Source organism: Acinetobacter sp. M5A5_2a (assembly GCF_053345265.1).
The window spans coordinates 395903-413731 of the sequence record NZ_JBKEZV010000002.1 but is presented as its reverse complement, the minus strand read 5'-3'; the positions used below and the strand labels follow the sequence as shown (position 1 = coordinate 413731).

At 40.4% G+C, this 17829-nt stretch carries 13 protein-coding genes and 2 pseudogenes; 7 read left to right on the top strand and 8 right to left on the bottom strand.

The window, feature by feature from the left end; translation table 11 throughout:
• Positions 1-40 precede the first annotated feature (40 nt).
• The 7 genes and pseudogenes from hutH (at position 41) to ACLBWE_RS04270 (ending at position 9305) form a co-directional block, all read left to right on the top strand.
• The gene (gene hutH, locus ACLBWE_RS04300) at positions 41-1579 is read left to right on the top strand and encodes a histidine ammonia-lyase (protein ID WP_447601368.1); all 1539 of its coding nucleotides are present in this window, start codon (positions 41-43) and stop codon (positions 1577-1579) included.
• Between the two features lie 64 nt (positions 1580-1643).
• Positions 1644-3056 carry an amino acid permease gene (locus ACLBWE_RS04295; protein WP_447601366.1) on the top strand — a complete coding sequence of 471 codons (1413 nt, stop codon included), beginning with the start codon at positions 1644-1646 and terminating at the stop codon, positions 3054-3056.
• Positions 3057-3107: 51 nt separating this feature from the next.
• Positions 3108-4313 (top strand): imidazolonepropionase, encoded by a 1206-nt coding sequence (gene hutI, locus ACLBWE_RS04290; protein WP_447601364.1) that lies wholly within the window; start codon positions 3108-3110, stop codon positions 4311-4313.
• A gap of 11 nt (positions 4314-4324) precedes the next feature.
• A complete protein-coding gene (hutG, locus tag ACLBWE_RS04285; RefSeq protein ID WP_447601362.1) occupies positions 4325-5245 on the top strand; it encodes a formimidoylglutamase in 921 nt (306 codons plus the stop codon).
• Between the two features lie 252 nt (positions 5246-5497).
• On the top strand, positions 5498-7324 hold the full coding sequence (locus tag ACLBWE_RS04280) for a DUF885 domain-containing protein (RefSeq protein ID WP_447601360.1): 1827 nt from the start codon (positions 5498-5500) through the stop codon (positions 7322-7324).
• A 115-nt stretch (positions 7325-7439) separates the two neighbouring features.
• A pseudogene (murI, locus tag ACLBWE_RS04275) lies at positions 7440-8239 on the top strand (glutamate racemase).
• A 771-nt stretch (positions 8240-9010) separates the two neighbouring features.
• A pseudogene (locus tag ACLBWE_RS04270) lies at positions 9011-9305 on the top strand (hypothetical protein).
• A gap of 238 nt (positions 9306-9543) precedes the next feature.
• Here the strand turns inward: ACLBWE_RS04270 and glmS are convergent.
• The 8 genes from glmS to ACLBWE_RS04230 form a co-directional block, all read right to left on the bottom strand.
• Positions 9544-11382, bottom strand: a complete 1839-nt coding sequence (gene glmS / locus ACLBWE_RS04265) for a glutamine--fructose-6-phosphate transaminase (isomerizing) (RefSeq protein WP_348948426.1) — start codon at positions 11380-11382, stop codon at positions 9544-9546.
• Between the two features lie 12 nt (positions 11383-11394).
• Complete coding sequence (glmU, locus tag ACLBWE_RS04260) at positions 11395-12759, bottom strand: bifunctional UDP-N-acetylglucosamine diphosphorylase/glucosamine-1-phosphate N-acetyltransferase GlmU (protein ID WP_005300484.1); 1365 nt, start codon at positions 12757-12759, stop codon at positions 11395-11397.
• Between the two features lie 15 nt (positions 12760-12774).
• Positions 12775-13290 carry a phosphatidylglycerophosphatase A family protein gene (locus tag ACLBWE_RS04255; RefSeq protein ID WP_005044357.1) on the bottom strand — a complete coding sequence of 172 codons (516 nt, stop codon included), beginning with the start codon at positions 13288-13290 and terminating at the stop codon, positions 12775-12777.
• Positions 13268-14185, bottom strand: a complete 918-nt coding sequence (thiL, locus tag ACLBWE_RS04250) for a thiamine-phosphate kinase (RefSeq protein WP_005037914.1) — start codon at positions 14183-14185, stop codon at positions 13268-13270. The genes ACLBWE_RS04255 and thiL overlap by 23 nt, the downstream gene beginning before the upstream one ends.
• Before the next feature lie 16 nt (positions 14186-14201).
• Complete coding sequence (nusB, locus tag ACLBWE_RS04245; RefSeq protein ID WP_005037915.1) at positions 14202-14651, bottom strand: transcription antitermination factor NusB; 450 nt, start codon at positions 14649-14651, stop codon at positions 14202-14204.
• Between the two features lie 3 nt (positions 14652-14654).
• Positions 14655-15125 carry a 6,7-dimethyl-8-ribityllumazine synthase gene (gene ribH / locus ACLBWE_RS04240; RefSeq protein ID WP_002119264.1) on the bottom strand — a complete coding sequence of 157 codons (471 nt, stop codon included), beginning with the start codon at positions 15123-15125 and terminating at the stop codon, positions 14655-14657.
• A gap of 11 nt (positions 15126-15136) precedes the next feature.
• A complete protein-coding gene (gene ribBA / locus ACLBWE_RS04235) occupies positions 15137-16258 on the bottom strand; it encodes a bifunctional 3,4-dihydroxy-2-butanone-4-phosphate synthase/GTP cyclohydrolase II (protein ID WP_003654193.1) in 1122 nt (373 codons plus the stop codon).
• Positions 16259-16498: 240 nt separating this feature from the next.
• Positions 16499-17806 (bottom strand): hypothetical protein, encoded by a 1308-nt coding sequence (locus tag ACLBWE_RS04230; protein ID WP_080758480.1) that lies wholly within the window; start codon positions 17804-17806, stop codon positions 16499-16501.
• Positions 17807-17829 lie beyond the last annotated feature (23 nt).

Here is a 17829-nt window from a genome sequence, read left to right as displayed (position 1 = left end):
CGTCTCAGCAGAATATAGTGCCAAAAATTAGGAAGCCAACATGGAATTATTGATCCAACCGGGAAAATTAACCTTAGCTGATTTACGTCAAGCTTACCTCAACCCGATTAAAGTTAAATTAGATGACAGTGCTTCAGCTGCAATCAACGCAAGCGTGGCTTGTGTAGAACAGATTGTAAATGAAGGGCGTACAGCTTACGGCATTAACACAGGTTTTGGTTTACTTGCTTCAACCAAGATTGCTCCTGAAGATTTAGAACAATTACAGCGTTCATTGGTTCTTTCGCATGCAGCAGGTGTAGGTGAGCCACTTGATGATGCAATGGTTCGTTTAATTATTCTATTGAAAGCAAATAGCTTGGCACGTGGTTTCTCAGGTATTCGCCGTAAAGTCATTGATGCATTGTTGGCTTTAATTAATGCAGAAGTTTATCCGCATATTCCTCTTAAAGGCTCAGTAGGCGCTTCAGGTGACTTGGCACCACTTGCGCATATGTCATTGATTTTGTTGGGTGAGAGTAAAGCGCGCTATAAAGGTGAATGGATGCCAGCAGTTGAAGCTTTAAAAATTGCAGGCTTAGAGCCAATTTCTTTAGCAGCTAAAGAAGGCTTGGCACTTCTAAACGGTACACAAGTTTCGACCGCTTATGCTTTACGTGGTTTGTTTGAAGCTGAAGATTTATTTGCTGCTGCAACTGTATGCGGTGGTTTAAGTGTCGAAGCAATGCTGGGTTCACGTTCACCGTTCGATGCACGTATTCATGAAGTACGTGGTCAACGTGGTCAAATTGATGTGGCTGCGGCTTATCGTGACCTCTTAACAGAATCAAGTGAAATTGCACATTCACACGAAGACTGTAGCAAAGTTCAAGATCCGTATTCTTTACGTTGTCAGCCACAGGTGATGGGTGCATGTCTAACTCAAATCCGTCAGGCTGCTGAAGTTTTAGCAATTGAAGCAAACGCAGTGTCTGATAACCCTCTTGTTTTTGCAGCAGAAGGTGATGTGATTTCAGGCGGTAACTTCCATGCAGAACCTGTAGCAATGGCAGCAGATAATCTGGCATTGGCAATTGCAGAAATTGGTTCACTTTCAGAACGTCGTATTTCGATGATGATGGACCGTCACATGTCACAGCTTCCACCGTTCTTGGTCGCAAATGGTGGCATTAACTCAGGTTTCATGATTGCTCAAGTTACAGCAGCAGCGCTTGCGAGTGATAACAAAGCGCTAGCACATCCTGCGAGTGTTGATAGTTTACCGACTTCAGCGAATCAGGAAGACCATGTTTCGATGGCACCGAATGCTGGTAAACGACTTTGGCCAATGGCTGATAACGTGCGCGGCATTCTAGCTGTTGAATGGTTAGGCGCTTGTCAGGGTTTAGATTTCCGTGAAGGCCTAAAAAGCTCGCCTAAACTTGAACAAGCCCGTAAAATCTTGCGCGCTCAAGTGCCGTACTACAGCGAAGACCGTTTCTTTGCTCCTGATATTGAACAGGCAAGTGAATTACTTTCGAGTGGTTGTCTAAACGAGTTAATTATTCCAAACCTACTCCCTAGTCTATCTGAAGTGTGATTAATAAAACGGTCACATGGAGTGGCCGAATCTAACTAAATATCCTCAAGGATTGGAGATTATAATGTCACAAAACTCCACACTACAGCGGGGTTTGAACACCCGCCATATTCGTTTCTTGGCATTGGGCTCAGCAATTGGAACTGGGCTTTTCTATGGTTCGGCAACCGCTATTAAAATGGCGGGGCCTTCAGTATTACTAGCGTATATTGTTGCAGGGATTGCAATTTATATTGTTATGCGCGCACTGGGTGAAATGGCTGTCCATAACCCAGTATCCGGTTCATTTAGTCACTACGCATCACAATACATTAGTCCACTAGCTGGTTTTACCACAGGTTGGACTTATGTTTTTGAAATGGTGATTGTTGCACTTGCCGATGTCACTGCTTTTGGTATTTATATGGGATTCTGGTATCCCGATGTGCCACGGTGGATCTGGATTTTATCGTTAATTATGTTCTTGGGTGCCATTAACTTAATTCACGTTAAAGTGTTTGGTGAACTCGAATTTTGGCTGTCCATTATCAAAGTTACCGCCATTGTTGCCATGATTGTAGGTGGTTTAGGGCTTATGTTCTATGGCTTCCAAGCTGATCATAGCAATATCGTGCCAGGCATTTCGAACCTATGGATTTATGATGGCTTTATGCCGCATGGTATTGCAGGCTTGGTGGCATGTTTATCTGTAGTGGTATTTGCTTTTGGTGGTATTGAGATTATTGGTTTAACCGCAGGCGAGTCTCAAGATCCGAAAACGACTTTGCCAAAAGCAATTAATGCCGTTCCGGTTCGTATTTTACTTTTTTATGTGCTTACCATTTTTGTACTCATGTCGATTTTCCCATGGAACCAAATTGGTAGCCAAGGTAGTCCATTTGTCCAAATTTTTGAAAATTTAGGCATTAAATCAGCAGCAAATATTTTAAATATTGTGGTAGTAACCGCTGCGATTTCAGCAATTAATAGTGATGTGTTTGGCGCAGGCCGTATGCTTTATGGTATGGCGAACCGTGGTCAAGCACCTCGCATATTCCAAAAGTTATCGCGTAATGGTGTGCCATGGATGACCGTTGTGGTCATGGCTGGTGTGCTATTGATTGGTGTGGTGCTGAACTACCTGATTCCTGAAAATGTATTCATGATCATTGCGTCAATTGCAACTTTTGCAACTGTATGGGTTTGGCTCATGATTTTGCTTTCGCAAGTTGCGATGCGCCGCAAATTATCTACTGCTGAAATTAAAGCACTTGATTTCCCTGTATGGGGTTGGCCATATGCACCTGCGTTCGCGATTGGTTTTATGGTGTTCATTTTAGTCATGATGGGTTATTTCCCTGATTCACGTCCTGCAATTTATGTAGGTATAACATGGCTTGTACTCTTAACTATTGCTTATCGCATATGGGTAAAACCAGAGCAAAATCTGGGAAAGGAAACTAATCCTATCCAGCAAAATGTTGAGATAGAAAGCTAACAAATGAACTGCCCAATGGTTTAACTATTGGGCAGTTTTGAGGAAAGGCTAATGAAAAAACTTTGGCAAAATTGCCACATTGCGACCATGCAAAATGGGCAATACTCCTACATTGAAGATGCTGCAATTGTCACAGAAGGGCATCTCATTCAGTGGATTGGAAAACAACAACAACTTCCTACCGACACATATTCCGAAACAGTTGATTTAAAAGGCGCTTGGGTTACCCCCGGGTTCATCGACTGCCATACGCATAGTGTATTTGGTGGCAACCGTAGTGTTGAGTTTGAAAAACGCTTGCAAGGTGTGAGTTATGCTGAAATTGCAGCAAGCGGTGGTGGCATTGCAAGTACAGTGCGTGCAACGCGTGAAGCAAGCGAAGAACAACTATTAAATTCGGCACTTAAGCGCATTCGCTGTATGCAACAAGACGGTGTAACCACCATCGAAATTAAGTCTGGTTACGGACTCAATTACGAAAATGAGCGCAAAATGCTGCGTGTCATTCGTCAAATTGGTGACGCTTTACCAATGACGGTAAAAAGTACCTGTTTAGCTGCGCATGCTTTACCACCAGAGTACAAAGATCAAAGCGATGCTTATATTGAGCATATCTGTACAGAAATGTTGCCTAAACTGCATGCTGAAGGTTTAGTCGATGCAGTTGATGCATTCTGCGAGCATTTAGCATTTTCACCTGCTCAGGTCGAACGTGTTTTTAAAACAGCACAGTCTTTAAATTTACCCGTTAAGCTGCATGCGGAGCAGCTCTCATCGCTAGGTGGTTCAAGTTTGGCAGCACGTTATCATGCTTTGTCAGCCGACCATTTAGAGTACATGACCGAAGATGATGTCAAAGCAATGGCAGAGTCGGGTACGGTTGCTGTGTTATTGCCGGGCGCCTTTTATCTATTACGTGAAACACAATATCCACCGATTGAAAGTCTCATTAAACATGGCGTGCGTATTGCGCTGTCGAGTGATTTAAACCCGGGTACATCTCCAGCACTTTCTTTACGCTTAATGCTCAATATGGGTAGTACGTTATTCCGTTTAACACCTGAGCAAGCATTAGCTGGTGTCACCATTCATGCTGCACAAGCACTCGGTTTAGCGCAAACGCACGGCAGTTTAGAGCAGGGTAAAATCGCTGACTTTGTCGCTTGGGATATTGAACATCCATCAGAAATTGTTTACTGGCTTGGCGGAGATTTACCTAAGCGAGTAATTCAGCATGGACAAGAAGTTATTTTTTAAACGGTATCACCATGAATCACACATTTAAATGGCAAGGCCGCCATGATGGCGAAGGTGAAGCACACCAACGCATTCATCATATTATGAATAAAACTCAACATGCTGAATTTGCGCTGATTGGTTTTAGCTCTGATGAAGGCGTGAAGCGTAACAAGGGTCGAGTCGGTGCTGCTGATGCGCCGGATGCAATCCGTAATCAGCTGGCTAATTTACCTATTCATCGTCCAGTCAGTATTGTCGATTTGGGTACAGTGACCTGCGAATATGACAATTTAGAGCAAGCCCAAACAGAGTTGGCTGAGCAAGTCGAAAATAGCTTACAAAATGGTTTAAAACCGATTGTTCTTGGTGGTGGACATGAGGTTGCATTTGGCAGCTTTAGCGGTTTATTCCAATATGTACAATCACATACGCCAGATCAAAAAATAGGCATTATAAATTTCGATGCCCATTTCGATTTGCGTGAAGCAGAGCATGCAACATCTGGCACGCCTTTTTTACAGGCAGCACGACTTTCAGAACAACATCAAAAACAATTTAATTATTTATGTATTGGCGTAGCTAACCATGCCAATACTAAAGTTTTGTTTGATACAGCCCATGCGCTGAATTGTTCATATTTGCGCGATCATGAGGTTAATATTTTTAACCTAAACAACGTACTTGCGGCGGTTGATGCTTTTATTGAAAAAGTAGACTGTTTGTACGTTACGATTGATTTAGATGTCTTCGCGGCCGCGGTTGCACCCGGAGTCAGTGCACCCGCTGTAAAAGGAATTGATTTAGCCACTTTTGAAGCAATTTTTAAGCATATTCAAGAGACTGGAAAAATCAAACTTTTAGATATTGCTGAGTGCAATCCCAAATTTGATTTAGACAATAGAACAGCAAAACTGGCTGCGTATATTGTTTATCAATATTTGTTTTCTTGAGAAACAATTTTTAATGTAGAAATTCAAAAGTGCACTGAGATCGTTCATGTGCACTTTTTTAAGTGTCTGAACCATTAAAGTCAGATGTGGAATATAGATAGCAACTATAAATAATTTAATTAAAAAGAAAATTAATTTATAAAATCATTGAGTTAAAAAAATACTCGATTTTTACACTATTTTATATGCTGCTTGGCACGTAATTTGTTTTGTCTTTATTTTAACCTTTGTTAAATATTTCTGGATAATTAAATGAAAAACAGAACCTTACATTTTGCTTGTATCAGTGTTTTATTTTGGATGTCTCATTCTTCTGATGCTGCAGCCCCCGAAATAAATACAAATACCATCGAAAAATCACAATCTAAACAAAACAGTAATGTCTCTGTTCGGGTGAAAGCTTTAAACCAGCTTTTACAAGAACAGTGGGAATATACTTTGAAAAATAATCCTGAAACTGCAACGACTTTAGGAGATTTACGCTACAACGATCGATGGACCGAGGTTTCAAAAAATCAGATCGAGAAAGATAAAAAAAGTACTCAAAATTTTTTAAAACGTTTTGAAGCAATTGATAGCACAGGGTTTTCAGCAACTGATCAATTAAATAAAGATCTAATGATTTATCAGTTGAAAGAGACACTTAAAAGTTATGATTTGAAACTCTATGAGATGCCTTTCAATCAAATGTGGGGACTGCATTTACAATTTCCGGGATTTATTAGTTCGATTCCCTTTGATAATGCTAAGCAATATCAAGACTATATTTCTCGTTTAAAACAAATTCCTCTTATTCTTGATCAAGGTACTCAGTTAGCGAAACAAGGGCAAAAAGACGGCTTGATGCCACCGAAATATTTAATTGAAAAAGTGGCAAAGCAGATTAATAGCATTGCAGCTCCAGCAGGGAAGGACAGTGTTTTTGCTTCTCCATTAAAGCAATTTCCAAAAAATATTTCGAAAGCAGAACAAGAGCGTTTAAGCCGTGAAATGCTACAGGCCATAGATCAGAATGTTCGGCCTGCTTATCAAAAACTAGGGATGTTTATTCAGAAAGATTACTTACCCTATGGACGACAACACGAGGGTATATGGAGCTTGCCAAACGGTGATGAGCTTTATCGCTATTATGTAGAAAATAATACAACTACGTCGGAAAGCCCTGAAAATATTCATCAGCTCGGATTAAAAGAAGTTGCTCGTATTGAAGCGGAAATGCTGAAAATTGCCAAAGCACAAGGTTTCAATGACTTAAAAAGTTTCCAACAATCCTTAAAAACAAATCCCGCTGTTTTCCCAAAATCTCGTGAAGAAATTTTAGAGATTTATCGCGGGTATATTGCCCAAATGCAACCAGAGTTGCCGAAGCTCTTTGGTTTATTACCTAAAAATAAAGTCGAAGTTTTACCTGTAGAGCAATATCGAGAAAAAGAAGCGGCAGGTGCAGAGTATCATCAAGGAACACCTGATGGTTCACGACCTGGACAAGTGTATGTGAATACAGGGGACTTCTCTGAACGTTCCAAAATATCAATGGAAGCGACTGCTTATCATGAGGCAATTCCCGGCCATCATATGCAGATTGATATTGCCCAAAACCTGCCAAATTTACCGATGTTCCGAAAGCAGCCGAATCACACCGCTTATATTGAAGGTTGGGCGCTTTATGCAGAGCAGTTGGGTAAAGATGTGGGTTTCTATAAAGACCCGCTTTCCGACTATGGAAGACTATCGAGTGAGTTGTTCCGTGCTTGTCGTCTAGTAGTTGATACTGGTGTACATTATAAAAAGTGGACCCGTCAGCAAATGATTGATTTTATGCGAGAACATTCTGCTTTAGATGAGCCTGATATTCAGGCAGAGACAGATCGCTATATTGCTATTCCTGCACAAGCATTAGCTTACAAGATGGGACAACTAAAAATCTTAGAGCTACGAGAATTAGCTAAACATGAGCTCGGAGATCGTTTTGATATCAAAGCGTTCCATGACATGATCTTAAATGCAGGAACATTGCCTTTAAATATATTGGATGCCCGTATTAAAAATTGGATTAAGGAACAAAAAGCGGCAGCTTAAAACAAAATTCAAAATTTAGGTCAGGTCCTCGTTGGGCCTGATTTAAAAACTGATAGAAAACAGAATATAATAATGAAAAATATAGTTTCTTTTAGAATTTAAAATTGGAAAAATAATGAACCAGAAGAATAACCCGATTGGAATGATTGATTCTGGTTTAGGGGGCTGTCTCTCTTTAAGCACATTCGGCAGGCACTTCCGAATGAAGATATTATCTATTTCGCTGACTCGAAATATGTCCCTTATGGAGACAAAGAAAGCGACTGGATTGTTTCACGAACCACGCATTTAATTTCAAACCTAGTTGCACAGGGTAAATGCAAAGCGATTGTGATTGCTTGTAACACCATGACGGCTGTAGCGATTGAAACGATTAGAGCACAAATTAATGTGCCACTTATTGCAATAGAACCCGCCGTAAAACCCGCAGTAGCAATCACTCAAAGTAAGCATATTGCTGTCTTGGCAACTGCAACCACGGTTAAGGGCAAAAACTTAAAAAGTTTAATTGAAACGTATGCGCAAGATATTAAAGTGTCTTTAGTTCCTTGTATTGGTCTGGCCGAAAAAATTGAAACGGGCAAAGCGCATACAGCGGAAGTTAAGGATTATTTAAAAAATATTTTGGCGCCGCTGGTCGAGCAAAAAGTCGATACGATTATTTTAGGATGCACACACTATCCATTTGTCTCAAATACGATTCAGGAAATTGTAGGTCGTGATATCCAAATTATTGAGCCTTCGGAAGCTGTAACAGCGCAATTAATTCGGCAGCTCAATCAATATCATTTAAGTTCTGAAAGTCCAAATGAGGGGAATCATATTATTTGGACCAGTTCAGACCCGTTGGAAGTTGCGGACGTTACTTTTTCTTTGTTAGGTACGCATTTACCCGTAAAAGGTGTAGGAAAATAAGCTCTCGAAAAGATGGTAAGAGGTGTTCGCTTATCATCTGATGGAGTAGGGGCTTTCTATAAGACGTTTTTATGCCTAGCTCTTTTTAATCTTATATATTTATATAAACTATTAAATTAGAATTAACGATCAATCTATTTTATTAACTAAATATATATAACCAAACTTTATATTTTAAATTTAATTAAAAGTTATGAATGCAATAAGGAGGATAATATTATCTAAATATTAATAAAATTATTATATTTAAACTTTTTTCATTAAAATAAATTGACGTTCTTTATTATACCAATTATGATTTCGTTGCTGGCCTACATTGCCAGACGGTTTTGACAGACCGTACTTAGCAAATGGGTTATACTTCCTTAGTATTTCCCATGTGGAACCTTTGTGCCCCCTTTTTCTCTATGGTAGGGCGGAAGGGGGACGCGTTCGCGCGTGCTGGTCGCTAAGTCTAGTCTGTCAACCCTCTTTCGTTCTACCACCATAAATTAATTCGCGGTGATCTGGTGGTAGGACTCCATTTTTAAGGAGTTGGCTATGCCACTATTCAAACTCATTTTCTCTCTTATTTAATTATTTTATTTATTTAAAATTTAGGTTTTTTGCGACCTGATTTTTTAAATTTATAAATTATTTTTATTTTAAAATTTTAATTATTTTATTTTCCTATGTTTGTGGGAGGGTTAATTATTATTTAAAAAATATTTTAATATTTAGGCGAGTAATATTTTTATTTTATTTAAAGATATAAATAATCATGAGAATAATATGAAACTTCATAAATTTATATTAGTTTTAAACCTTATGGTCGGTGCTTACAGTATTACAAATGATGATGCCAATGCTCAGCAGGAATTTAAAAGAATTTGTTCGTCAGGTGAACACAGGCAAGCCAGTTGCAATTGTATTTGCCAACAGCTTGCACAGATGTATTCGCCTCAAACCGTACAACGTTTAAAACACACCAGTTTGCAAAGTCCTGATCTCCCACAGGACTTTGCCCCTAACTTGTTCGGCATCATTCGACGCTGCGACAAAAATGAAATGGGCTAAGTTCGCTTAGCTCCTTTATCTCTGTGTCGCAATGATTTCTCAAACTTTAAATCAGCGCAAAAGTAAAAAGTCCGTTGTGACACAGGGTCCTAGGGGACTTCTCTATTATTAAACTCGATTTTCTTTCACGGGAAAGGGGCTGTATGGCCGTATGAATGCAATAAAAAAGCCCGATATGCATTACACATATCGGGCTTAATCAATCAGTTATTAAAGCAGGGGATGCCTTAATAATGATCTTTTTTGAATTACTCTACAGTTACTGACTTCGCCAAGTTACGTGGCTGGTCAACGTCTGTACCACGTAATACAGCAACGTGATAAGACAATAGCTGAACTGGTACGCTATAAACAATTGGAGCTAGCCATTCGTTTACTGCTGGAATATGCACAACGTGCTGACGGTCTTTTTCATTGATTCCGCTATTTTCATCAGCGAAAACAAATAACTCACCACCACGTGCCTGAACTTCTTCCATATTTGATTTTAGCTTATCAAGCATTTCATCATGTGGAGCAAGAATCACGATTGGCATTTCACTATCAACGAGTGCTAATGGGCCGTGTTTTAACTCGCCCGCTGCATAGCCTTCAGCATGAATATATGAAATTTCTTTTAGCTTTAATGCGCCTTCCAATGCGATTGGATAATTCGTACCACGGCCTAAGAATAAGCAGTGATTTTTTTCAACGAATAATTCAGACAAACGCAAAATTTCTGGATCATGTTTAAGCGTATCAAGAATAACTTTCGGGCTGTGCCATAGCTCACGTGTAATTTCTTCAAGAATAGCAGGACTAATACGTTGTTTAACTTGTCCAATTTTCAAGATTAACAACATAAGCGCAGCGAGCTGAGTCGTGAACGCTTTAGTTGAAGCAACACCAATTTCAGGACCAGCAAGAGTCAATAAGTGATGATCAGTTTCACGAACCATTGAAGACGTAGCAACGTTACAGATAGTCAAAGTCTGAATATCGATATTGTTTGCTTTCGCACGCTTTTGAGTTTCACGTAGTGCAGCTAAAGTATCAGCAGTTTCACCTGACTGTGAAATACAAATATAAAGTGTATTTTCAACAATTACAGGTGTGCGATAGCGGAATTCACTCGCGATTTCAACTTGGCAAGGCACGCCAATGAGTTGTTCAAACCAATATTTCGCAATCATTCCTGAGTGGTAACTTGTACCACAAGCGATGATTTGTACGCTTTGAATTTTGTTGAAATCTGCTTCAGCATTTTTCAAGAAATCATCACGTAAGCTATTGCCATCAAGCGCTTGAGAAATCGTTTGCTTGATTGCTTCTGGTTGCTCATAAATTTCTTTGAGCATGTAGTGCTTGTATTCACCTTTTGATGCGCTACTTACGGTTGCATCAAGCTCTCGTACTGGACGTTCAACGCGTTCGCCATTTGCAAATACTTCAATTGAAGTACGTGTAAGACGGGCAATATCACCTTCTTCTAGGTACATAAAGCGGTTCGTCACTGGTAAAAGTGCGAGTTGGTCTGAACTGATAAAGTTTTCGCCAATACCCACGCCAATGACTAAAGGTGAACCTTCACGTACAGTAATCAGTTCATCTGGATAATCGCTGTGGATAATACCTAGCGCGTAAGCACCTTTAAGCTGAGGTACAACAGTTTCAACAGCATCTAAAAGGCTATCTGTGCTTTTTAGGGCTTCAGCAACTAAGTGTGCAACAACTTCAGTATCTGTTTGAGAAGTAAAAACATAACCTAAAGCTTGTAGGTCGTCTTTTAACTCTTGATAGTTTTCAATGATACCGTTATGTACAACAGCAACCTTACCAGACATATGCGGGTGAGCATTGTTTTCAGTTGGCTTACCATGGGTCGCCCAACGTGTATGCGCAATGCCGATAGCCCCTGTAAGTTGGTGTTCAGCAACTGCATCTGCAAGATTGATGACTTTACCTACACGGCGCTCACGTAAAATTTGTTGATTATTCAGTAAAGCAACACCCGCAGAATCATAACCACGGTATTCAAGACGTTTTAAACCTTCAATTAAAATCTCGGTTACACAACGCTCTGCAACGCCTCCGACGATACCACACATACTTCAATCCTCTTATTTTTTAACCTTTTGGGGACGTTGATAATTTGCTTTTGAAATTTGTTGCGCACGTTCAAAGGAGAGACTTTGTTCGGCTACATCTTTCGTAATCACAGAACCCGCACCAACTGTTGCGCCATTCCCAATGGTCACCGGAGCAACCAGCGAGCTATTAGAACCGATAAAAACGGCATCGCCAATAGTGGTTTTGTGTTTATTTGCACCGTCATAATTACAAGTAATTGTACCTGCCCCAATATTTGATTCAGCACCGATTTCTGCATCACCTAAGTATGTGAAATGGTTAGCTTTACTACCTAGTCCAATCGATGTGTTTTTAACTTCAACAAAGTTGCCGATATGCACTTCATTTGCCAATTTAGCCCCTGGGCGTAAGCGTGCAAATGGTCCAATTTGAGCATTTTCGCCTACAACTGCACCATCAAAAACGCTATAGGCTTGAACTTTAGTACCTGCTGCAATTTTGGTGTTCTTTAAAATACAGCCAGCGCCGATTTCTACAAAATCACCAAGCTCACATTCACCTTCAATAATAACATTGATGTCAATACGAACGTCTTGTCCAACTTTTACAGAGCCACGTAAATCAAAACGTGCAGGATCAAAGAACATGACACCTTGCTGCATGAGCTTTTTGACTTGTTCTTGCTGGAACTGGCGTTCTAAAGCTGCAAGTTGTAAGCGGTCATTAACACCTTCAACTTCAAAAGCAAGCTCTGGTTCAACAGAGGCAACTTCTAAGCCATCTGCAATTGCCATTGCAACGATGTCAGTTAAGTAATATTCGCCCTGTGCATTTTCATTTGAAAGTTTAGGCAACCACTCATGAAGTTTTGCGTTGCTAACACAGTAAATGCCTGTATTAAATTCTTTAATTTGGCGTTGTGCTTCATTTGCATCTTTATGTTCAACAATGGCTTGAATTTTGCCATCTTGGCGCACAATACGGCCATAACCTGTTGCATCATCTACAGTAAGCGTAACTAAGCCAATTCCTGTCTGGGTCGATGCATCTAATAATTTTTGTAGCGTATTTGCATTAATACATGGCACATCGCCTGATAAAATCAGTGATACACCTTCTTTTGGGAGTACGGGTAAAGTCATTTGTACTGCATGACCTGTACCAAGTTGTTCAGCTTGCTCAACCCATTGAACATTTTCTTGGGCAAATGTTTGTTGTACGCGGTCACCACCATGACCATAAATCGTAATAATATTTTTAGCTTGTAATTGTTTTGCTGTTTGAATGACATGCCCTAATAGTGGGCGACCAGCTAAAGGTTGTAATACTTTAGGAAGCTGAGAACGCATACGCGTTCCTTTGCCAGCAGCAAGAATAATGACAGTAGTTGACATGTATAACTCTAATGATTAAGTCAAATGGATAATAATTAGTGTACAAAGAGCAGCCCATACACCGGCAATAATATCGTCAAGCATAATACCAAAACCACCATGCACCTGACGATCAATAACACGGATAGGCCAAGGTTTCCAAACATCGAAAATTCGAAATAATATGAAGCCGACGATCACCCACATCCAGTTCATTTGTTGTAAGTAAATGAGAGGAAGAAAGGTAATAGATTGCCCTGCAAATTCATCCCACACAATTCGACCATCATCGTGTACGTTTATAACTTTTGCAGTTTGACCACAGATATAAATCCCGACCAAGGACATGATAATCATCGCGATTAAGCTTAAGTTAAATCCAAGCGATAACCAGATCGGAACAAAGAGTAGGGCAAAGGCAGAGCCAAAAGTACCAGGGGCTTTAGGTGCGAGACCAGATCCGAAACCAACTCCACAGAAAACGATGCAGCGGTTGAACCAAGACATGTCTTTAAAATGAATCGGCGGCTTATGCAAAGTGTTGGTATCCATGAATTTGCAATGGGTAATCTGAACCCAAATGCTCAAAAGTTAGTTGTGTTTGCTCAACGATCTGTCCGATCATTGTAATCTTAATGTCTAGTTGTTTTTGCAAAAGTTTTTCATAATTTTGCGGTGTTATTGTAAAACATAATTCGTAGTCATCACCACCAGCTAGCGCATATTGCCAGCGCTGCTGTTCTGGTAGTTTTTCTAGCGTTGAATCAATCGGTAACTTTTCTAAAAGTAATCGAGCACCGACCTTTGAAGCTTTTAAAATATGGCCTAAATCTTGGGCTAATCCATCAGAAATATCAATCATGCTAGAAGCAAGACCCTTCAGCTGTTGTCCTAGCTGACAACGTGGTGTTGGGTAGTCTAGTCGTTGTTGTAAGGGATGACCTAGGTGTTGTAAACCATAGGCTGCATCTCCAACTTGACCACTCACACAAACATAGTCACCGACTTTTGCGCCTGAACGTAACACAGCTTGTCCAGCTTCAATCCAACCCATTGCCGTGACAGTAATGGTGAGATGTGGACCTTGGGTCGTATCTCCACCAATGAGAGCAACACCAAATTGATTACAGCAGTCATAGATTCCCTGACTGAATCCTTCAAGCCATTCATGGTCAATGGTAGGTAAGCTTAACGCAAGTAAAATACTATGAGGTTTAGCACCCATGGCAGCAATATCTGAAAGATTGACAGCCACACTTTTCCAGCCAATTGCATGGGGAGAGGTATCAAGAGGAAAGTGACGACCAGCAACTAGTGTATCTGCACAGATCACCAATTGTTGATTTTGGGGAGGGGTGATTAAGGCTGAGTCATCTCCAATACCTAAGGTGACATCCGTATAAGATTGTCTGTTAAAGTATTGGTCAATAATAGAAAACTCAGCCATATCAACTTCAAACCTATTAGTTTGCTTGTTGTTTTTCAGCACTACGTAGTGTTGAACTTAAACGATCTAAAACGCCATTAATGTATTTATGGCTATCTGCTCCACCAAAGTGTTTGGCGAGTTCAATGGCTTCATCAAGAACTACACGATAAGGTACTTCTAAATGATCACGTAACTCGTAAGCACCTAAACGTAAGGTTGCGAGCTCTACACCATCAAGTGCACTAAGTTCACGGTCAAGTACCGGAATTAACAATGCATCAAGATCTTCGCGCTGTGCAATCACTTGCGTTAACAGTTCGTGATAGTAATTTAAGTCTACCTTGTGCATCGCATTTTCAGCACGGGTACGTGCTTCAATTTCATGTACAGGATTGTGACTCATTTGCCACTCATAAATACCTTGTACAGCAAAACGACGTGCTTTGCGTTTTGCTGCATAAGCGGCTTGCAGTGTTTGAGACATGCTTTAAATTGCCTTTAATAAATTAACCATTTCAATTGCAGTTAAAGCAGCTTCGCTACCTTTATTACCTGCTTTTGTACCTGAACGTTCGATGGCTTGCTCGATGCTATCAGTAGTTAATACACCATTGATGACAGGCAAGCTGCTTTCTAACGCCACTACACCTAAACCTTTTGCACATTCACCAGCAACGAAGTCAAAGTGTGGTGTGCTACCACGAATAACTGCGCCAAGTGCGATGATTGCATCAAACTGGTTTGATGTAGCTAATTTTTTAGCAACAATCGGGAGTTCCCATGCGCCAGGAGCATGAATAACAGTAATGTTATCTTCATTTACACCATGACGTTTTAATGTGTCGATTGCACCATCCAATAAGTGTTCAACAACAAAACTGTTGAAACGACCCACTAAAATCGCATAACGACCTTCGCTTGCGAGATGTAATAAACCTTCAATACGGCGAATTGCCATAGCAACCTCGATTATTTCGTTGTGATTTGATCAGCAGTGACATATTCCACTACTTCTAAATTAAAGCCAGATAAAGCATTGAAACGTAATGGTGAGCTAAGAAGCTTCATTTTTTCAACACCTAAGTCACGCAAAATTTGAGCGCCTACACCAATGGTTTGATATTGATGTGAAAGTGCTGCATTGGATTTCACCGGTTTTGGTTTATTTAAGTCATCCAACGCTGGTCCCAAGTCTTGCAAATGATCTTGCCCGATCCAGACTAAAACACCGCGATCACTCGCTGCAATTGTCTGTAGTGCACGGTCTAGATTCCACGCAGGTTCACCATCAGCCTTATTTAGCTTAAGCAAATCGCGAATTGGACTGAAACCATGTACACGTACTGTTGTAACACCTTCTTTTGGCTCGCCTTTGACTAAAGCCAAATGGATGTCTGGGTTACCAATCTCACGATAACGATAGAGTTCAAATGAACCATATTCTGTTTGAATGGTTTTTTGATCCAGACGTTCAACCGTTTGCTCATTGGTCATGCGGTAGTGAATCAAGTCCGCAATTGTACCAATTTTTAAGCCATGCTTCTCAGCAAAAATTTCTAAATCTGCACGGCGTGCCATTGTGCCATCTTCATTGATGATTTCACAAATGACAGAAGCTGGTTCAAGACCTGCTAAGCGTGTTAAATCACAGCCCGCTTCAGTATGACCTGCACGGTGTAGAACACCGCCTGGCTGTGCCATTAATGGGAAAATATGGCCCGGTTGTACAATATCACTTGGCTTTGCATGCGCTGCGACAGCAGCTTGAATTGTATGTGCACGCTCTGCTGCTGAAATACCAGTCGTAATACCTTCAGCGGCTTCGATTGATAAGGTAAAGTTTGTACTATGCTGAGCACCGTTTTGGTCAACCATCAACGGAAGGTTTAACTGCTTACAGCGCTCACGGCTTAACGTTAGGCAAACTAGACCACGTGCATGGGTAATCATGAAGTTAATATCTTCAGGACGAACATGCGTTGCTGCAATGACAAGATCACCTTCATTTTCGCGATCTTCGTCATCCATCAAGATAACCATTTTGCCTGCACGAATATCGGCGACAAGATCTTCAACACGACTCAGCGGCATTCGCTTTCACCTTTTTTTGTCGTTAGACAATTTCTATTTAATAAATTTTGCATAGTTTACGCTGTTTAGAGAATTTTGCCTATGATTCTGATTTATCCAAATTTGCAACGAGATAGAATAGATCCAGCTTTATTTATACAAATAAATCATAAGAAAATGGAATAATTAAAAATAAAAACGATGAATTTAAATAAAAAAAACCTAGCCAAAAGGCTAGGTTCTGATATGCGCACTTATTTTTTATGAAGCTGCACTGCTTGGACTATCATTTTGTGGGATTGATTTTTTCCCCATCAAAATCTCAGTTCGGATATTTTGAGCAAGTTCAGCACACTCTGCATTCATGCCATTGATCATAAAGGCATGACGAGTCATGACATTACTTGGGTTTGGCATTGCAACAAGTTGATAGCTGTCTTGAATTGCCTTGAGTTGATCATTCTCAAGATATAAAGCAGATTCTTTCGCATGAAGATGCTGTGCTAAACGTTGAGCAGCTTCTTTCGCATCAATTTGCATCGCTTCTACAGCATTACAAGTTGCACTACGCGTTTGCAAAGCAAAGCGTTTATCTTCGCGGTAACGTTTATATAAAACGTCAGAGAGTAATTGGAATACGGTTCCAACCATAAGCAGACACTCTACAGCGTGAGTATGCGAGGTTGAAATCGCAAGTGTAGCGCCGTCAGCATTAAATTCATTTACGACTTCAATGTCCGCTAACTTTAACTGGTAATGCTTAACGCATAACTCAATACTCTTGTTTAAAAAGAGCTGACAGAGTTTAAAGTACGGAACAGATACCGATTGGTTAACACTGCTTAATAACTGTTTAGGGTCATAAAACTGAATATTGAGTGCCAACATATGTTGGTCAGCTGAATCTGCTGTTTTCTCTGGCTGTGGACGAGCCGCTGGTTTACCTTTGGCTTGTTGCTGAGCTTGAGCAACCAAGGTTACTGTATTTTGTTTTTCTAAAGCCAATGCCTGAGTTAACTGCTGAATTTCATGTTTTAAGCGGTTTTCTTCGTTAATACGTGCCAAATATTCGCTACGGGTTGGGCGAGCAATGGCGCGATAGGCAAGCCATAATAAAACATGCAAAAACAGAGAAGCTAAGATTGCCAGCCATTGAGTGCGGAGAATTTCCCCAATACTTGGCTGAATAAGCGTAATCTCGATAGAACCCACTTTCTTTTCATTTTGCAGCGCATCGCGAGCAAAAATCTCACCTTGGCGAGTTTTCGAAATTCCGCTCGTTGCTAACACTTGTTTATTGGCATCAAGAATGCGAATAGACGCAACGCTTGGATTGGTCGCATAGCGATTGGCAATCAGAGCTAAAGACACCGTATTGGCAGGTTCAAGCTCAGATAAGCTGTCTGCAACGAGCTGACTGGTCATGAGCTGACCTTGACTCGCACGGTTTTCATTGAGCTGGTGTGTCGTTGCAATCACCAATAAAAAGGTATGCAATGCAAAACTAACGATCAGTAGGCTAGCAAATAGCCCTTGTCTAGGCGCAATCAAGTTAAACTTCCAAGGCAATTATATTGAAATTCGATTATGAT